This window comes from Micromonospora sp. CA-269861, from assembly GCF_050948505.1.
Lineage (GTDB): Bacteria > Actinomycetota > Actinomycetes > Mycobacteriales > Micromonosporaceae > Micromonospora.
In genome coordinates, this window is sequence record NZ_CP192014.1 from 1,143,813 (window position 1) to 1,161,141 (window position 17,329).

Annotated in this window: 17 protein-coding genes; 12 read left to right on the top strand and 5 right to left on the bottom strand. The window is 71.7% G+C overall.

Translation table 11 applies throughout. From position 1 onward, the window contains the following. Position 1 precedes the first annotated feature (1 nt). Both ACQP0U_RS05240 and ACQP0U_RS05245 read left to right on the top strand, forming a co-directional pair. Positions 2–1,954 carry a VWA domain-containing protein gene (locus ACQP0U_RS05240; RefSeq protein WP_433316241.1) on the top strand — a complete coding sequence of 651 codons (1,953 nt, stop codon included), beginning with the start codon at positions 2–4 and terminating at the stop codon, positions 1,952–1,954. Positions 1,955–1,982: 28 nt separating this feature from the next. Next, the gene (locus ACQP0U_RS05245; RefSeq protein ID WP_433316243.1) at positions 1,983–2,447 is read left to right on the top strand and encodes a hypothetical protein; all 465 of its coding nucleotides are present in this window, start codon (positions 1,983–1,985) and stop codon (positions 2,445–2,447) included. A gap of 22 nt (positions 2,448–2,469) precedes the next feature. Here the strand turns inward: ACQP0U_RS05245 and ACQP0U_RS05250 are convergent, their stop codons facing one another. Further along, on the bottom strand, positions 2,470–3,477 hold the full coding sequence (locus tag ACQP0U_RS05250; protein WP_433316245.1) for a GlxA family transcriptional regulator: 1,008 nt from the start codon (positions 3,475–3,477) through the stop codon (positions 2,470–2,472). 1 nt (position 3,478) lies between these two features. Here ACQP0U_RS05250 and ACQP0U_RS05255 point away from each other — a divergent pair, with 1 nt between their 5' ends. After that, on the top strand, positions 3,479–4,834 hold the full coding sequence (locus ACQP0U_RS05255) for an MFS transporter (protein WP_433316246.1): 1,356 nt from the start codon (positions 3,479–3,481) through the stop codon (positions 4,832–4,834). Positions 4,835–4,853: 19 nt separating this feature from the next. Here ACQP0U_RS05255 and ACQP0U_RS05260 read toward each other — a convergent pair whose 3' ends face one another. From ACQP0U_RS05260 to ACQP0U_RS05270, 3 genes are read right to left on the bottom strand one after another with little or no spacing between them, the layout of a single operon-like run. After that, on the bottom strand, positions 4,854–5,567 hold the full coding sequence (locus ACQP0U_RS05260) for an RICIN domain-containing protein (protein ID WP_433316248.1): 714 nt from the start codon (positions 5,565–5,567) through the stop codon (positions 4,854–4,856). Positions 5,568–5,613: 46 nt separating this feature from the next. Then, positions 5,614–5,898 (bottom strand): DUF427 domain-containing protein, encoded by a 285-nt coding sequence (locus ACQP0U_RS05265; RefSeq protein ID WP_433316250.1) that lies wholly within the window; start codon positions 5,896–5,898, stop codon positions 5,614–5,616. 52 nt (positions 5,899–5,950) lie between these two features. Continuing rightward, a complete protein-coding gene (locus ACQP0U_RS05270; protein ID WP_433316252.1) occupies positions 5,951–6,421 on the bottom strand; it encodes an aminoacyl-tRNA deacylase in 471 nt (156 codons plus the stop codon). 93 nt (positions 6,422–6,514) lie between these two features. Between ACQP0U_RS05270 and ACQP0U_RS05275 the strand changes: the two genes are divergently transcribed. The 8 genes from ACQP0U_RS05275 (at position 6,515) to ACQP0U_RS05310 (ending at position 15,504) form a co-directional block, all read left to right on the top strand. Continuing rightward, a complete protein-coding gene (locus ACQP0U_RS05275) occupies positions 6,515–7,912 on the top strand; it encodes an FAD-binding oxidoreductase (protein WP_433316253.1) in 1,398 nt (465 codons plus the stop codon). Then, positions 7,909–9,252 (top strand): class I SAM-dependent methyltransferase, encoded by a 1,344-nt coding sequence (locus ACQP0U_RS05280; protein WP_433316254.1) that lies wholly within the window; start codon positions 7,909–7,911, stop codon positions 9,250–9,252. The genes ACQP0U_RS05275 and ACQP0U_RS05280 overlap by 4 nt, the downstream gene beginning before the upstream one ends. A 101-nt stretch (positions 9,253–9,353) precedes the next feature. Next, positions 9,354–9,911, top strand: a complete 558-nt coding sequence (locus ACQP0U_RS05285; RefSeq protein ID WP_030490876.1) for a winged helix-turn-helix domain-containing protein — start codon at positions 9,354–9,356, stop codon at positions 9,909–9,911. After that, positions 9,904–10,773, top strand: coding sequence for an SRPBCC family protein (locus tag ACQP0U_RS05290; protein ID WP_433316256.1), 870 nt, complete (start codon positions 9,904–9,906; stop codon positions 10,771–10,773). Before ACQP0U_RS05285 ends, ACQP0U_RS05290 begins: the two co-directional genes overlap by 8 nt. 183 nt (positions 10,774–10,956) lie before the next feature. After that, positions 10,957–11,190, top strand: coding sequence for a zinc-ribbon domain-containing protein (locus tag ACQP0U_RS05295; RefSeq protein ID WP_030490878.1), 234 nt, complete (start codon positions 10,957–10,959; stop codon positions 11,188–11,190). A 394-nt stretch (positions 11,191–11,584) separates the two neighbouring features. After that, the gene (locus tag ACQP0U_RS05300; protein WP_433316258.1) at positions 11,585–13,840 is read left to right on the top strand and encodes a putative bifunctional diguanylate cyclase/phosphodiesterase; all 2,256 of its coding nucleotides are present in this window, start codon (positions 11,585–11,587) and stop codon (positions 13,838–13,840) included. A 50-nt stretch (positions 13,841–13,890) separates the two neighbouring features. After that, positions 13,891–14,649 carry a MerR family transcriptional regulator gene (locus tag ACQP0U_RS05305; protein WP_433316260.1) on the top strand — a complete coding sequence of 253 codons (759 nt, stop codon included), beginning with the start codon at positions 13,891–13,893 and terminating at the stop codon, positions 14,647–14,649. An 81-nt stretch (positions 14,650–14,730) separates the two neighbouring features. Continuing rightward, complete coding sequence (locus tag ACQP0U_RS05310; protein ID WP_433316262.1) at positions 14,731–15,504, top strand: hypothetical protein; 774 nt, start codon at positions 14,731–14,733, stop codon at positions 15,502–15,504. A gap of 7 nt (positions 15,505–15,511) precedes the next feature. On the opposite strand, the gene ACQP0U_RS05315 is transcribed toward ACQP0U_RS05310, so the two are convergent. Beyond that, positions 15,512–16,879: a serine hydrolase gene (locus ACQP0U_RS05315; RefSeq protein WP_433316264.1), complete on the bottom strand. Its 1,368-nt coding sequence runs from the start codon at positions 16,877–16,879 to the stop codon at positions 15,512–15,514. 152 nt (positions 16,880–17,031) lie between these two features. On the opposite strand from ACQP0U_RS05315, the gene ACQP0U_RS05320 reads away from it, so the two are divergent. Then, complete coding sequence (locus ACQP0U_RS05320) at positions 17,032–17,316, top strand: putative quinol monooxygenase (RefSeq protein WP_433316266.1); 285 nt, start codon at positions 17,032–17,034, stop codon at positions 17,314–17,316. Positions 17,317–17,329 lie beyond the last annotated feature (13 nt).

Consider the following 17,329-nt stretch of genomic DNA (forward strand, 5'->3'; position numbering starts at 1 on the left):
AGTGGCCGGCAACCGGTTCCGTTACGGGCAGTGGAACGGCGGGCCCGACCCGCTCGCACCCCCGTACGACGTGCGCGAGGCGGTGGACGCGGTCGGCGCCGAGGTGCTGGCCGGCGGCAGCCTGCGGGAGGCGCTGCGCGACCTGTTGCGCCGCGGCCCGCAGGGGCGGGGTGGCCTGGACGACCTGGCCGCCCGGGCTCGGCGGCTGCGCCGCGAGGCGCTGCGCAGGGGCGACCTGGACGGCGCGGTGACCAGGGCCCAGGCCCTGCTCGACCAGGCCCTCGCCGCCGAGCGGGACGAGCTGCGGGGTCGCGACGACGGCGACGCGCGGTTCGCCGAGGCGGTGCTGGACAATCTGCCCCGCTCGACGGCACGGGCGGTGGAGGAGCTGTCCGGCTACCAGTGGGCCAGCGACGACGCCCGCCGCACGTACCAGCAGATCCTCGACCAACTCCGCGACGACGTGCTCGGTCAGCGCTTCGCCGGGCTGCGCGACGCGGTGCGTGCTTCGGCCGACCCGGCCGCCCAGCAGCGGCTCGCCGAGATGATGGGCGACCTGAACGAGCTGCTCGCCCGGCACGGTCGCGCGGAGGACACCACCGACGCGTTCGCCGAGTTCATGCGCCGACACGGCGACTTCTTCCCGGAGAAGCCGGAGACCGTCGACGAGTTGATCGACGTGCTGGCGCGCCGTGCGGCGGCCGGTGAGCGGTTGATGAACTCGCTCTCCGACCGGCAGCGCGCCGAACTGGCCGGCCTCATGCAGCAGTCGCTCGGTGACCGCCTCGCGGGGGAGTTGTCCGCGCTCGACGCGAACCTGCGCGCGCTGCGACCCGATCTGCGCTGGGGGCGGGGTGAGCGGGTCCGCGGCGACCAGCCGTTGGGCTACGCCGACGCGGCTGGCGCGCTGGGTGAGATCGGCGAACTGGACGACCTGCTGGACCAGCTCGACCAGGAACATCCGGGGGCGACCCTCGACGACGTGGACGTCGACGCGGTGGCGCGCACGCTGGGCCGGGACGCGGCCGACGACGTTCGCCGGCTGCGCGATCTGGAGCGGGAGCTGCGCCGCCAGGGCTGGGTGAGCCGGGACGCGGAAGGGCTCACGCTGAGCCTGAAGGCGCTGCGCCGGCTCGGCGGGACCGCGCTGCGGCGGGTCTTCGCCGAGCTGACCGCCGGGCCGCGCGGCCAGCACGACCTGCGCTCGGCCGGTGCGGCGGGCGAGGTCAGCGGCGCGTCCAGGCCCTGGCAGTACGGCGACGAGCAACCGTTGGACGTGGTCCGGACGCTGACCCGGGCGGTCAGTCGGGCCGGGCCGACGGTTCCGGTGCAGCTCGCGGTGGACGACTTCGAGGTGGTGGAGACCGAGAAACGGGCCTCGGCCGCTGTGGTGCTCTGCGTGGACCTGTCGTACTCGATGATCTCGCAGGGTCGTTGGGGGCCGATGAAGCAGACGGCGCTGGCGTTGGCACACCTCATGGAGACGCGTTTCCCGCAGGACGCCCTGCAGATCGTGGGCTTCGGCCGGGAGGCGATGACGCTCACCCAGCAGGAGTTGGCGGCCGTGGAGCCGGACATGGAGCAGGGCACCAACCTCCAGCACGCGCTGCGGTTGGCAGGCCGGCACCTGCGTCGGCACCCGGACGCCGAGCCGATCGTGCTGGTGGTCACCGACGGCGAGCCGACCGCCCACCTGGACCCGGACGACGGGGAGGCGCTGTTCCACTGGCCGCCGCTGCCGGAGACGATCGAGGCGACGGTCCGCGAGGTGGACCGGCTGAGCCGCTACGGCGCCACGCTCAACCTGTTCATGCTCGGCGACGACCCGGGTCTGCGGCGTTTCGTCGACGCGGTGGCCCGCCGCAGCCGGGGCCGCATGTTCACCCCGGACACCGACGACCTGGGCGAGTACGTGGTCAGCGACTACCTCCGCTCCCGCCAATCCCGCCGCTAACTTCCGCTGCGGCGGGTTGACTGGGGGGATGGAGAGCGGGGGAATGCGGCGGGCTTATGACGCCCTGTTCGCGGAGGTCGACGCTGGTGGGTTCGGTCCGGCTCCGGAGGGCCAGCTCAGTGCCGAGCAGATCGTCGCGCATCTGGTCGCCAACGACGAGCTGATGATCCAGGCCACCGAGGCGCTGCTGGCCGGGTCGCCGTTCGCCTACTACGAGTTGGAAGAGGACATGCACCGTCCGCAGCTCGACGCGCTCGCCGCCGAGCAGGGTGGTCTGCGTGGCCTGACCGCGTTGCTGCACGGCACCAGCGACCGGTTGTGCGGGCTCGTCGACCAGCTCGGCCTGGCCGCGGAGACCCCTGTCGCGACGCACCTACGCGAGGGCTTCGACCTCATCGTCGACGAGCCGCTGCCCTGGTCCCGGACCCTGGACCTGCACACCCGGGTCCACCTGCCCAAACACCAGTCCCAACTACACCAACTCCGCCCGTAACCCCCACCATGATCCCCGCCGATCAGGCTTCGGCCAGCTCGGGGCGGGGGTGGAAGGTGCGGCGGTAGGTCGACGGGGCCACGCCGATGCGTTGGTGGAGTTGCTGGCGTAGGGCGGCTGTGGTGCCGAAGCCTGAGCGGTGGGCGATCTGGTCGACCGTGAGGTCGGTCGTCTCCAGCAACAGTCTCGCGTGGTCGGTGCGCTGTTGCAGCAGCCACTGGGCCGGGCTCAGGCCGGTCTCCGACCGGAAGCGTCGGGTGAAGGTGCGCACGCTCATCCGCGCCTGATCGGCCAGGTCGCGGAGCGCGATCGGCTCGTGCAGCCGCTGCCGCGCCCACTCCCGGGCGCCCGCCGTGCTGGTGTCGGTCGCCTTCGGCACCGGCTGCTCGATGTACTGCGCCTGGCCACCGTCGCGCCACGGTGGCATCACGCAACGGCGGGCCGCCCGGTTGGCCACCTCGCTGCCGTGGTCGAGGCGGATGACGTGCAGGCAGAGGTCGATGCCGGCGGCGACTCCGGCCGAGGTGAGCACCCGGTCGTCGGCGATGAAGAGCACGCCCGGGTCGAGGTCCACCCGGGGGTGCAGGCGACGGAACCGCTCGGCGTACGCCCAGTGGGTGGTCGCCCGCCGCCCGTCGAGGAGCCCGGCGGCGGCGAGCACGAACGCACCGGTGCAGATCGACATGATCCGGGCACCCCGCTCGTACGCCGCGCGCAGCGCCTCGGTCACCTCCGGCTCGACGGTGCCCGAGGTCAACGCGGTGCCGTCGTGGATGCCCGGGACGATCACCGTGTCGGCGGTGTCGAGCAACTCCAGGCCGTGGTCGGGGACCACCTGGAAGCCGGCGGTGCTGCGTACCGGCTGCCCGCCCGGCGTGCACACCCGGACGTCGTAGAAGGATGTCCCGTCGGCGGCGCGGGCGGTGCTGAAGACCTGGGACGGGGTGCCGAGGTCCAGGCCGACCACCTGGTGCAGGGCGAGTACGGCGATCCGGTGCGGGCGAGCGCTCATGGCCCGATTATTGCGCATGATGGCTTTCCGGCCACTCGTCGAGGTGAGTGGCCGGGCCCAGACTTGTCAGGTGACCAAGAACCGCCGTCTGCACCCCGCCTGGCTGGTCGCCGCCGTCGCCTTCGTGGCGCTGGTCGGCGCGGCCGGTTTCCGTGCCACCCCGTCCGTGCTGCTGCACCCGCTGCACGAGGAGTTCGGCTGGCCCCTGGCCACGATCTCCGCGGCCGTCTCGGTCAACCTGCTGCTCTACGGGCTCACCGCGCCGTTCGCGGCAGCCCTGATGGACCGGTTCGGCATCCGCCGGGTGGTCTCGGTGGCACTGCTGCTGGTCGCCGCGGGCAGCGGGTTGACCGTCTTCATGACCGCCAGCTGGCAGCTCCTGCTCTGCTGGGGTGTGCTGGTGGGGCTGGGCACCGGCTCGATGGCGCTGGCGTTCGTGGCCACCGTCACCGGACGGTGGTTCGTGCGCCGACGAGGCCTGGTCACCGGAGTGCTGACCGCCGGCGGGGCGGCCGGACAACTGGTGTTCCTGCCACTCATCGCGATCCTGGTGCGCGACCACGGTTGGCGTACCGCCGCGCTCGTGGTGGCCGTGGCGGCACTGGCGGTCGTACCCCTGGTGGTGTGGCTGCTGCGCGAACACCCGGCGGATCTCGGCCTGCCCGCCTACGGGGCGACCGAGGTCGTCGCGGCGCCGCCGGCGACCGGCGGTGCGGCGACCCGGGCGCTCGGCGCGCTGGCCACCGCGGCCCGGACCCGACCGTTCTGGCTGCTGGCCGGAGGGTTCGCGATCTGCGGGGCGACCACCAACGGTCTGGTCGGTACGCACTTCGTGCCGGCCGCGCACGACCACGGCATGGCCCAGACCACCGCTGCCGGTCTGCTCGCCCTGGTGGGGCTCTTCGACATCGTCGGCACCATCGCCTCCGGCTGGCTCACCGACCGGGTGGACAGCCGGCTGCTGCTCGCCATGTACTACGCGCTGCGCGGGTTGTCCCTGCTGGTGCTGCCGAGCCTGTTCTCCGGCACCGCCGAGCCGAGCATGCTGGTGTTCATCGTCTTCTACGGCCTGGACTGGGTGGCCACCGTGCCGCCGACAGTGGCGCTGTGCCGGGAGTACTTCGGTGGCGCCGGGGCGGTGGTCTTCGGCTGGGTGTTCGCCGCGCATCAACTCGGCGCGGCGGTCGCCGCCACCGGCGCGGGGCTGGTCCGGGACCGGCTGGGCGACTACGCGATGGCCTGGTACGTGGCGGGCGCGCTGTCGATCGGGGCGGCTGGGCTGTCGTTGCTGCTGCGCCGACGACCGGGCCGAGCAGTGCCGGAGGCCGTGCTGGTCGCCGCGACCGCGCCCCGGGCGTGGAGCTTCCGGGGCTGAACCGCTACGCGTCGGCCGGTCAGCCCAGGGTCCACTGCTGGGCCGGGCGACCGTCGCACTGTCGCTGCCGGATGTCCTCGCCGGCCTCGACAGCGTCGTCGTCGGCCTGGGCGCACTTGTTGCTGTGCGCGGCGATCAGCAGCACCGCGCTGGTGCCGGTTCCGCCGAACCGCCACTGCTGGTTGGCCTCGCCGTGGCACGGGAACTGCTGCAACCGTGCGCCGTCGTCACGACTGCCACCCTCGACGTCGAGGCACTGCCCGTGCGCGGCGTTGGTCAACGACAGCACGCCCGCGCCGGCCGGGCTGACCACCCACTGCTGCTCCGGGGCGCCGGTGCACACCGCCAACTCGGCCTCGGCCTTCTCGCCGTCGCCGTCGAGCCCCAGGCAGAGGCCCGAGGCGCCGCGCAGCACCCGGGGCCCGGTGGGTGGGGCGGCAGGTGTGCTGGCCGACGGGGTCGGTGACGGCTCGGCCGGTGTGGTCGGGCTCGGCTCGCCGGCCGGCTCGCTGGGCTGGGTCGCGCTGGACGGCGTGCCGACCGACGCCGGCACGGCCGGCTCGTCGTCACCGTCGAGCAGCCCGGTGGCGAAGACGACCCCCAGGAGTACGCCGACGACCCCGACCGCCGCCGCGACCCGCAGCAGCGGATCGGCCAGCGGACCGGAGCGCGGTGCCCGGTGACCGCCGTAGACGGTGCCGGCGGGGTCGGGACGTTCCTCGGGCGCGGACATACGCGCCATCCTCACCCACGACGTCGCGCCCGAGCCAGCCCGGCGGTCAGTCGACGACCCGGACGTCCTTCCAGAACGCCACCCGGTCGCGCACCATCTCGGCGTCCGGCTTGGGCTCGGGGTAGTACCAGACGGCGTCCTCGCTGGTGCTGCCCTCGTGGGTGAGGGTGTAGTACGAGGCGGTGCCCTTCCACGGGCAGACGGTGTGGGTCGCGGACTCACGGATCAGGTCGTCGCGCAGCGCCGACCGGGGGAAGTAGTGGTTGCCCTCCACCAGCACGGTGTCGTCGCTGTCGGCGATGACCAGGTCTTTCCAGACGGCTTTCGGCATGGAACCAAGACTAGGCCGGGCCACCGACGTTGGCAGTGGTTGGTGCAGCCGCTCAGCGGGTGGGCTGCGGGTCGGTGACGTCGGCCACTGTGGCGTCGAGGGCGGCGATCGCGGCGTCGGCGGCGATCGCGATGGCGAGACCGCGCTCGCCGGCACCCAGGGTGATCTCCCGGCCGCGCAGTCGCTCGTCGGCGACCACCGGCCAGGCCGTGCTCGCGCCGAACGGGGTGATGGTGCCGCGTTCGTAGCCGGTGGCGGCCAGGGCACCCGCGGCGTCCGGCATGGAGAGCCGGTGCACCCCGAGCAGGGCGCGCAGCTTGGGCCAGGAGATGACCCGGTCGCCGGGGGTGAGCACGAACAGGTGATCGTCTTCACCGCGGCGGACCACTATCGTCTTGACCACATCGGGAACGGCCACGCCCCGGGCGGCGGCCGCCTCCGCGAGACTGCCGACCGCACCGTGGCTGACCAGCCGATACGGCAGTTGGGCGGCGTCCAGGGCGCTGATCGCTGGCGATGGCATGCCCGCCACGGTAACCGTCGGGCCTGCCACCGGACGGGAAACTGCCACTGCCGACATCCCACGGTTTCCGAACGGCGAGCGTAAGGTGATCACATGCGCGCTGAGCGTGTGGATCAACCGATTGACCATGATCAAGCGGTGGACACGCTGCGGCGGTCGTACGCCGCGGTGCCCACGGGCGAGCCTGTCCGGCTGGCCAAACGCACCTCCAACCTGTTCCGCCCCCGGTCCGCTCCCCGGACTCCGGGCCTCGACGTGAGTGGCCTGAACGGCGTGCTGTCGGTCGACCCGGCCGGCCGTACCGCCGACGTGCAGGGCATGTGCACCTACGAGGACCTGGTCGACGCGACGCTGCCGCACGGGCTGATGCCGCTCGTGGTGCCGCAGTTGCGCACCATCACGCTGGGCGGCGCGGTGACCGGCCTCGGGATCGAGTCGACCTCGTTCCGCAACGGCCTGCCGCACGAGTCGGTCCGGGAGCTGGACGTGCTCACCGGCTCCGGCGAGATCGTCACCGCCCGACCCGACGGCGAGCACGCCGACCTGTTCACCGCGTTCCCCAACTCGCTGGGCAGCCTCGGTTACGCCACCCGGCTGCGCATCGAGCTGCAACCGGTCGGCCGGTACGTGGCGTTGCGCAACGTCAGGTTCACCCAGCTGGAGGCGCTCACCGACGCGATCGCGGAGGTGAGCGCGACCCGGTCCTGGGCCGGCGAGCCGGTGGACGCGATGGACGGGGTGATGTTCAGCCCGGGCGAGGCGTACCTGGTGTTCGCCACGTTCACCGACGCGGCCGACCCGCCGAGCGACTACACCGGGCAGGCGATCTACTACCGGTCGCTGCGCCAGCGCACCCGCGACGTGCTCACCGCGTACGACTATCTGTGGCGCTGGGACACCGACTGGTTCTGGTGCTCGGCGGCGTTCGGCGCGCAGCACCCGGTCGTGCGCAGGCTCTGGCCGGCGCGTTACCGGCGCAGCGACTTCTACCACCGACTGGTCCGGCTGGAGCACCGCCACCAGGTGGCGGCCCGGATCGACCGGCTGCGCGGGCAACCGGCTCGGGAGCGGGTCGTGCAGGACGTGGAGATTCCGCTGGACCGTACTGCTGACTTCCTGCGCTGGTTCGCCGGCGCGGTGGGGATGAACCCGGTGTGGCTGTGCCCGTTGCGACTGCGTGAGCCGGCGGGTCCCGGTTCGGCGCGGTCCTGGCCGCTGTATCCGCTCCGGCCGGGGCAGGACTACGTCAACATTGGGTTCTGGGGGAGCGTGCCGATCGCGCCGGGCGCCGCCGACGGCGACGTCAACCGCACGATCGAACGCAGGGTGTCGGAGTCGGGCGGGCACAAGTCGCTCTACTCCGACGCGTACTACGACCGGGACGCCTTCGATCGCCTGTACGGCGGCGACACGTGGCGCGCGGTGAAAGACCGCTACGACCCGGACCACCGGCTGACGGGACTGTACGAAAAGGCGGTAGCACGAGCATGAGCCTGACCGACAGAGATCAGGGGGCGGCGAGCGTCCCCGCCACCCCGCCGGCGGGGGGCCGGCACACGGGTCCGACCGTCGCGGATGTCGTCCGCGCGGTCACCACGGGGCCGTTGCCGGTGCGGATCACCGGGTACGACGGCAGCGCCGTCGGCCCGTCCGACGCCGGCATCACCCTGGCGATCCGTTCCGAACGTGGGCTGTCGTACCTGCTCACCGCACCCGGCGACCTGGGCATGGCCCGGGCGTACGTCAGTGGTGACCTGGCGTTGCAGGGCGTGCACCCAGGTGACCCGTACGAGGCGTTGCGGGTGCTCAAGGACGAGCTGCGGTTGCGCCCACCGTCGCTGGCCGAGGGGCTGGCGCTGGTCCGTGGGCTGGGCTGGGAGCGGCTGATGCCGCCGCCGGCACCGCCGCAGGAGGCGCAGCCCCGCTGGAAGCGGGTCATGAACGGGCTGCGGCACTCCAGGGTGCGCGACAGCACTGCCATCTCACACCACTACGACGTCTCCAACGCCTTCTACGAGAAGGTGCTCGGCCCGTCGATGACGTACACCTGCGCGGTCTTCCAGTCTCCGGACGACACCCTGGAGCAGGCCCAGGCGGCGAAGTACGACCTGGTCGCCGGCAAGCTGGCGCTGAAGAAGGGCATGCGGCTGCTGGATGTGGGGTGCGGCTGGGGTGGCATGGTGCGCCACGCCGCACGCGAGTACGGCGTCAAGGCGCTCGGGGTGACCCTGTCGAAGGCGCAGGCGCAGTGGGCGCAGGCCGCTATCGAGCGGGAGGGGTTGACCGAGCTGGCGGAGGTGCGCTACCTCGACTACCGGGACGCGCCGGCCGAGCAGTTCGACGCCATCTCCTCGATCGGGTTGACCGAGCACATCGGGGTGCGCAACTACCCGGCCTACTTCGGGGCGCTGCGCAATCGGCTGCGGCAGGGTGGGCGGCTGCTGAACCACTGCATCACCCGCGCTGACAACCGGGCCCCGCACCGCTCCGGAGCGTTCATCGACAGGTACGTCTTCCCGGACGGTGAGTTGGCCGGTCCGGGGCGGCTGATCAGTGAAATCCACGACGCCGGGTTCGAGGTGCACCACGAGGAGAACCTGCGCCAGCACTACGCGCTGACGCTCGCCGCCTGGTGCCGCAACCTGGTCGAGCACTGGGACTTCTGCGTCTCGGAGGTGGGTGCGGGCACCGCCCGGGTGTGGGGGCTCTACATGGCCGGGTCGCGGATGGCGTTCGAACGCAACGGCATCCAGCTGCACCAGGTGCTGGCCACCCACAACGGCCCGAACGGCGTGAGCGGCTACCCGTTGCGGCCGGACTGGTTGCCCTGATCACTTGCTGACCGCCGCCTGAAGCCGCGTCGAAAAAAGTCGGCGCGGCTTCTCGCGAAGCGATTGACAAAGAAGTTTTGTACGTACAAACTAATTTTGCCATGAGAGACGTCCTGTACCTGGAGCAGATCGAGCAGGCCGAAGTCCTGCTCAAGCCGCAGCGCGTCGAGGTGCTGCGGCAACTGGCCGAGCCGCGCACCTGCACCGAGGTCGCGGCCCGACTCGACCAGACGCCACAGCGCGTCTACTACCACGTCAAGCAGCTCGTCGCGGCCGGCCTCGTCGAGCTGGTCAACGAACGCAAGGTCCGCGGCATCACCGAAGGCATCTACCAGGCCGCCGCCCGGTCCTACTGGCTCTCGCCCCGGCTCGTCGGCCGGATCGGCCTGCGCCGGGCCCGCGACGAGCTGAGCCTGGGCTACCTGCTCGACCTGATGGAGGAGGTCCAGGCCGACATCGCCGGCCTGGACCGGGCGGCACCCGAGCTGCCCTCGATCGGGGTCTCCGGCGAGATCCGGGTGCCGGCCGAGCAGCGCCAGCAGTTCCTGCACGACCTGCAAACCGCACTTCAGGACCTGTTCACCCGCTACGGCGGCAGCGAAGGCGACGCCTTCAAGCTGGCCGTCGCCTGCTATCCGAAAGGGAACGACAATGAGTGAACCGATGAAGGTGCAGGCCCGTCTCTCCGCGCCCGTCGGGCGCGTGCGCCAGGCCCTGACCGACCCGGCCGAGCTGCGTCTCTGGCTGGCCGAGCACGCCGAGGTCGAGCTGCCCCAGCGGTACGAGTTCTGGGGCCGCTACACGCCCGAGGGTGACGCCCCGCACCAGCGGCTGCTGCACGCCGACGACGACACGTTGCGCTTCGCCTGGCTGCTCGACGGGGTGGAGACCACCACCGAGTTCCAGTTGACCGCCGAGGGCACCGACAGCACCGTGTTGACGCTGACCCAGAGCCACTTCGACTTCGCCGAGGCGATGAGCGGCTCCAGCATCCGGGGCGTGCTCCAGACGTACTGGTCGCTGTCCATCGCCAACCTGGCCGCCCACGTGGAGGGCAAGCCGCTGCTGCCCCGCACCGACTTCACCTCCGCCGACCTGCGCGGTGAGCTGGTCATCGCCGCCCCCGCCGACAAGGTGTGGACGTCGCTGACCGACTCCGAGCAGGCCAGCGCCTGGTTCGGCTACCCGATCGGCATCGAGCCGTGGGTCGGCGGCCGGTACGCCATGGGCGGCTTCGAGAACGGCTACGCCGCCAAGGTCGTCGACCTGGAGCCCGGCCGGCGGATGTCCGTCGACTGGGGGCCGACCGGCGTGACGAGCTGGGAGCTGGCCGAGTCCGGTGGCCGGACCACGCTGACCTTCGTGCAGAGCGGCTTCGACGAGGCCAACCCGCCGTACGGGGCCTGGAGCGGGTCGGTTTCCGGGCTGTACGAGCTGCGTCGCTTCCACGAGGTGCCGAACTGGCAGCCGATCTGGCTCCCCGCCGAGATCCCCGGCCTGGAGCCCTCGCCGGCCAGCTGACGGTCCCGCGCTGACTGTCGCACCTTGATCGTTTCGCCTTGATCGTGCTCGATCATGGATGTAGTGGCCTCGTGCACCCCGGAGGCCACTACATCCTGGATCGAGCACGATCTTGTCTGCGTTTTCGGTGATCCGGTTGCGGGATCTGGTGACTTTTCGCTGTCGAGTGGGTACTGGCGGGCGATGTTCTTCATCTTCGGTCTGCGTACCAAGGTCGACAGGTCCGGTGTCGTGCAGCAGGTCTGCCGCCACTGCGGCAACCAGGCCGCGCAGGTGATCACCCGCCGCTCGACGAAATTCACACTCTTCTTCATCCCCCTCATTCCGATCCGCACCAGGTACGCGCAGCAGTGCACGTTCTGCGCGGCGGAGTACGAGATCTCCAAGTCCGACGCCGAGCGCCTCCCGGTCGGCTGATCCGACGATGGAACGCTTCCTCTGCTGGCTGATCGGCCGACCAACGTCCTCGGCCGACGTGGCAGTGCACACGGTTGCCCGACCGCCCTGCACCCCCGGCCGGCGCAGACGCCGCCGCGCCCGCCGTCCAATGGCCGGCACCACACTGCCCCGCTCACCCTGGAACCGCTCCGCCGGCCGCTGACCGTGACGGCCGGGACCCGAAGGCCGGGGTGCAGGGGCCGGGACCCGAAGGCAGGGACCCGAAGGCCGGGGCGCAGAGGCCGAGCCGGGAGCCCGGCCCGACGTGCACGTTCGGCTCTGGCGGCGTTTCTGAGCGCTGGTTAGGCTTTCGGGGTTTGCCGTGGACCGGTCCTGCCGAGGGTGCACGCACGACGAAAGAGCCGGAGCGACCGTGTCCCGACAGGACGGAAAGCAGGCTGCGGGGACGCTCAACGCGGCCGGTGCGTTCGTCGCGGCCGCGGTCATCGCGGTGGAGGCGTGCTGGCTGGTCGCCGCGTTGCCCGGTGCCGCGCTGGTCAGTGATGTCGGCGCGATGCTGGTCGCCGGCTGGGCGACGCTCGCGTGCGTCGGGGTGGCCCGTCGACATCCGGTGCCGCTGCGCCGGTTCTGGACGCTGCTCGCCGTCACCATGGCGCTCGCCGCGATCGGCCGGGCGATCTGGACGGTGCAGCGGCTCGTCGGCGGTGACCTGCCACACACGCCGGTGGTCGGGGTGGTCTTCACCGCCGGCATCCTCACCGGCACGGCCGCGCTGCTCACCTCGCCGTCCGCGCCACGCACGGCGGTCGGGCGAGCCCGTACGTTGCTGGACGGGGTGATCGTCGCCCTGGCCCTGCTGCCGATCGGCTGGGTGCTGGTCTTCCGTGGGGTCGCCGCCGCCGAGCTGGCCGACCCGGCGCGCACGCTGGGGCTGCTCTTCCCCATGTTCGACCTGATGCAGCTCACCATCCTGGTCGCGGTGTCCGGCCCGGTCCGGCCGATGTGGCGGCCGATGAGCATCCTCGCGGCGAGCCTCACCCTGCGGGTCGTCGCCGACGTGGTCTACGTGTCGCTTGTCGCCCGCGCCGACTACAGCGCCGGTCATCCGATCGACCTGTGCTGGCCGATGAGCTACCTGCTGATCGGCCTGGCCACCCGGAATGCGCCGCCACCGGACTGCGAGGGCGCCGACGACACCGCCGAGTCGCCGTTGCCGCCCTGGTGGCGGGTGGCGCTGCCGTACCTGCCGGTGGGTGGGGCGATCATCGCCGTGGTGCTGGCCCGTCGGCCCACCGGGCAGACCCCGCAGCTGGTGTTCGTGACGATGATGGTGTTGCTGGCGGCCCTCGCCGTCCGTCAGGGGTTGGCCGCCAACGAGAACCTCCGGTTGGTGGCGCGGCTGCGCCGGCTCGCGTACGGCGACCAGCTCACCGGGCTGCCCAACCGGCTGTTGTTCAACCGGCGGCTGCGCCTGGCCCTGCGCGACGGGCGGCCGGTGGCGGTGCTGCTGCTCGACCTGGACGGGTTCAAGCAGGTCAACGACCGGTTCGGGCACGCCACCGGGGACGCCCTGTTGACCGGGCTGGCGGCCCGGATGCACGCTGCCGTGGACGGCGACGGCACCATCGCCCGGCTGGGCGGTGACGAGTTCGCGGTGCTCGTCGACGGCGACGGGCCGGTGTCACCCGAGCGGCTCGCCGAGCGGCTGTTGGACGCGTTGCGGCCCTCCGACGATGAGGAGGACGTCGGGGTGCACCCGTCGGCGAGCATCGGCATCGCCGAGTACGGCCCGCAGCACGCCTCCCACTCCGACCTGCTGCGCGACGCCGACATCGCCATGTACGCGGCCAAGGCGGCCGGGAAGTCCGCGTACCGCACCTGCACGCCGGCGCTGCGTGAGTCGGCAGTCTCCCGCGCCGAGCTGATCGCCGACCTGCGCCGCGCGGTCGACGAGGACCAGCTGCACCTGGAGTTCCAACCCATCGTCGACCTGGCCACCGGTGTGGTGCGCAGCGCCGAGGCACTGGTGCGCTGGCAGCACCCACGGCTGGGGATGTTGCCGCCGGCGAAGTTCCTGCCGCTGGCCGAGGAGACCGGGCTGATCCTGCCGATCGACCGCTGGGTGATCCACGAGGCGTGCCGGGCCGCCGCGACCTGGCGGGGTCGGGCACCTGAGGCGACAGTCGCGGTGAACATCGCCGCCGCGCACCTGCGCCGGCCGGACCTGATCGCCACTGTCACAGCGGCCACCAGCGCCGCCGGGCTGGCGCCACGGGCGTTGACCCTGGAGCTGACCGAGTCGGCGCTGATCGAGGGCACCGAGGCGGTGCTGGAGCGGCTGCACCAACTCCGGGAGCTGGGCATCAGGATCGCCATCGACGACTTCGGCACCGGCTACTCGTCGCTGAGCTACCTGCACCGCATCCCAGCCACCGAGCTGAAGATCGACAGGTCGTTCGTGGCCCGGCTCGGCACCGACGACAGGGCGTACGCCACGGTGGAGATGGTCACCCGCCTGGCCGGCGCGTTCGACCTGGCGGTGGTCGCCGAGGGGGTGGAGACCGAGCGCCAGCACGAGGCGGTCACCGCGATCGGTTGCCCCCGCGGTCAGGGCTATCTGTACGGGCGGCCGGACGGCCCCGCCATGGTGGGCCAGAATCGGAGTTGACTCTCACGTAGCGGCAGGCAGGAGCCTGGTTCCCGGAAGGGAGGGGAACCATGGCGTACACGGTGGGTCAGGTGGCGAAGGTCGCCGGCGTGACGGTGCGGACGTTGCACCACTACGACGAGATCGGGTTGCTCTCGCCGAGCGGGCGCACCTCGGCGGGTTACCGCCGCTACGACGACGTGGACCTGCAACGGCTGCAACTCGTCCTGTACTACCGCGAGCTGGGTTTCCCGCTTGAGGAGATCACCGCGATCATCGACGACCCGGCGGCCGATCCGGCCGCGCACCTGCGCCGACAGCACGAGCTGCTGACGGTGCGGCTCAAGCGGTTGCAGGAGATGGTCGCGGCGATCGAGTTCGCGATGGAGGCGAGCAAGATGAACATCCAACTCACGCCCGAGGAGCGGTTCGAGGTCTTCGGTGACTTCAAGCCGGAGCAGTACGAGGCCGAGGCGGAGCAGCGGTGGGGTGACACCGACGCGTACCGGGAGTCGAACCGGCGGGTCGCCGGCTACCGCAAGGAAGACTGGCTGCGGAACAAGGCGGAGAACGAGGACTGGGGTCGGCGGATGGTCGCGGTGCTGGCCTCGGGCGCGCCGGCGGACAGCCCGGAGGCGATGGACCTGGCCGAGGAGCACCGGCAGCTCATCAGCCGCTGGTTCTACGAGTGCTCGTACGAGATGCAGACCGGGTTGGCCGACATGTACCTGGCTGACGAGCGGTTCACCGCGTACTACGAGAACATCGCCCCGGGGCTGGCCGCGTACCTGCACGAGGCGATCCACGCCAACGCGATCAGCCGGGCGTGATCGGCCGGCAGGCCGACCGGGAACAGCAGTGGGTGCGGTCCGGCTAGTCTGGCCGGACCGCACCGCCCGGGGGAGATGACAGTGCAGAAACCGAAGCTGATCGCCGCTGGTGTCATCCTCGCCGTGGCCGTCGCCGCCGGGGTGTGGGCACTTGTGGCCACAGGGGACGAACCCGATGAGGGTCGCCCGGCGGCGTCGGCGGGCCTGACCGACCCGGTCGGTGTGCTCAAGGCCGCCGCCGGGAAGGTCGACCAGCAGACCTACAAGCTGGCGTTGAGCAGCGGCGGGACGACGGGCGGGGACGGCACTGTGGTGCTCTGGGACCCGAAGGCGAAGCGGGGCCTGGAGACCACCTCGCTGAAGGTGCCCACCGGCGAGGTGACGATCGAACGGCTCACCACCGGGCCGGACGTCTACGTGCGGATCAGCGCCCCGGACCGGCGCGTTCCGGTCTGGGACGGCAAGACCTGGTGGCATGTCGGCGCTCCGGGCTCACCCCCCGCCCAGCAGGGCCTGGACAACACCAGGTTGGCCGGCACGCTCAGCACGGCGACCGCCGTCCGGCAGACCGCCGAGCGGGAGTACGCGGGCACGCTGGACCTGCGCGACAGCGGCGCGGTGCTGGGCGACGGGGTCGGCGGTGTGCTCGGTGACCGGGCCGCTGCGGTCCCCTTCACCGCCGCCGTCGACGAGCAGGGTCGACTGGTCCGTTACCGCATCGAGTTGGCCAGCAAGCAGTCAGAGGTCGCCCAGCTCGACCTGACGTACTCGGATTTCGGGCTGCCGGTGTCGGCCGACCCGCCGGCCGCCGACCTGGTGGGCGAGGACCCACCGGCGAACATCCCCGGCGCCTGACGTCGGCTCACTCCTCGACCGCCCCGTCGACCGGGGTGACCAGGAAATCGTAGACGGTGCGGGCCATCCGCCGGACCGTCTCGTCGCCGGTGGCCATCGGGCCGGCGGTGAGGAACGCGACGGCGGTCTCGGTGCCGGGGATCAGGTAGTAGCCGACGTCGTGTGAGGCATCCGGCAGGTCACCGGTCTTGTGGGCCACCGGCACGCCGGGTGGCAACGCCGCCGGGATCTTCGTGTTCAGGGTCTGCTCCCGCATGAACCCGATCATCAGGTCGCGGGAGGCGGGGGTGAGGATCTCGCCGTCCCAGACCGCGCCGAGCAGGGACACCACGTCGTCCGGGCTCGTGTAGTTCTCCTCGCCGCGTTGTGCCGCTGCGCTGTCGAGCATCCGGCGGGCCAGGATGGTGGAGCGTTGGTTCATCGAGTCGATGAGCGCGTTGACCGGGGCGAACCCACCCAGGTAGGTGATCAGCACGTTCGCGGCCACGTTGTCGCTGTACTTGATCAGGTACTGGGCGAGCCGGTGCAGGGTCACCACCTGCGGGAACGTCTCGAACTGCAGTTGACCGGTGCCGCCGACCACGTCCTCCGGGGTGACCAGCACACCGTCGTCGAGGGCAACCTGTCCACAGTCGACGCGACGCAGCAGCTCGACGAGGATCCACAGTTTGATGACGCTCGCGGCCTTGGGGCGCAGTGATCCGTTGACGGCGATCTGCTGGTCGCCGTAGCGGCCGGACAGGTCGCGGACGGTGACGCCGGCCGGGTTGAGGCTCGCGTCGGCGACCACCCGGGCGAGCTGCCCGCTGAGCGGGAACAGTCGGGCCCCGGCGACCGGGTCGGTGGGCGGCTGCGGGCTGGTGACCACCACGCCGGTGAGCGTCGTCGGCGGGCGGTGCCGTTGGATCACCTCAAGCGTGCCCTCGCTGCGCCCGATCAGCGGCACCCGGTACCGGTAGGCCGTGCCTCCGACGACGACAGCCCCGCTGGCCACCCCGGCGGCGACCCGCATGGTCGGGTCGGCGACCCGGCCGGTGTCGCCGTCGCAGGCGCGGTAGCGCACTGTGTGCCCGAGCGAGTCCACCGCGAACACGCCGCCGGGAAACGACAACCAGGACACCTCGCTCGTCGGCGGGCGCTCCGGCGTCGGGTCCACCCCGGGCTCGTGGCTCTGACCGTCGCCGGGCTCGACCCCGTACCCCGGTTGGGTCGTCTGCGCCGGGTCCGCGACGGGCTCGCGGCCCGGGCCGTCCGCGGTGGCCGGCCCGGTCGTCGCGAGCACCGCGAGCGCGACCGCCGCCGACAGCACCTTCAGGGGTACGCGGGCAGAGTTCCCCAGCAGGGAAGATGAGCGCCTCTTGTCGCTTTTTCTCACGTTTGCACGATATGAAGCGCTGGGGGCGGGTGGGACCGGCGGGACCGGCGTCACCCGTCCGGGCGGCGATGTCCCGGACAGCGCCATGACACACGGGTATACATATGACCCACGGGCATCACGCTCCTCAGCCACTCACCCCCGGAGGCACCATGCTGATCATCGCCGGCAGCCTGCAGGTCGAACCGGCCGCACGTGAGGCGTACCTGTCCGGCTGTGAATCTGTCATCGCACGGGCGCGCGCCACCGCCGGCTGCCTCGACTTCCTGCTGGCGGCCGACCCGCTGGAGCCGGGCCGGATCCACGTCTACGAACGCTGGGAGTCAGCCGAGCAGTTGGCCGCGTTCCGTGGCTCCGGGCCGGAGGACGCGCAGGAGGCGGCCATCCTCGACGCCGACGTGCGGCGCTACCTGATCGCCGGCGTCGAGGCGCCCTGACCCCGGCGCGCAC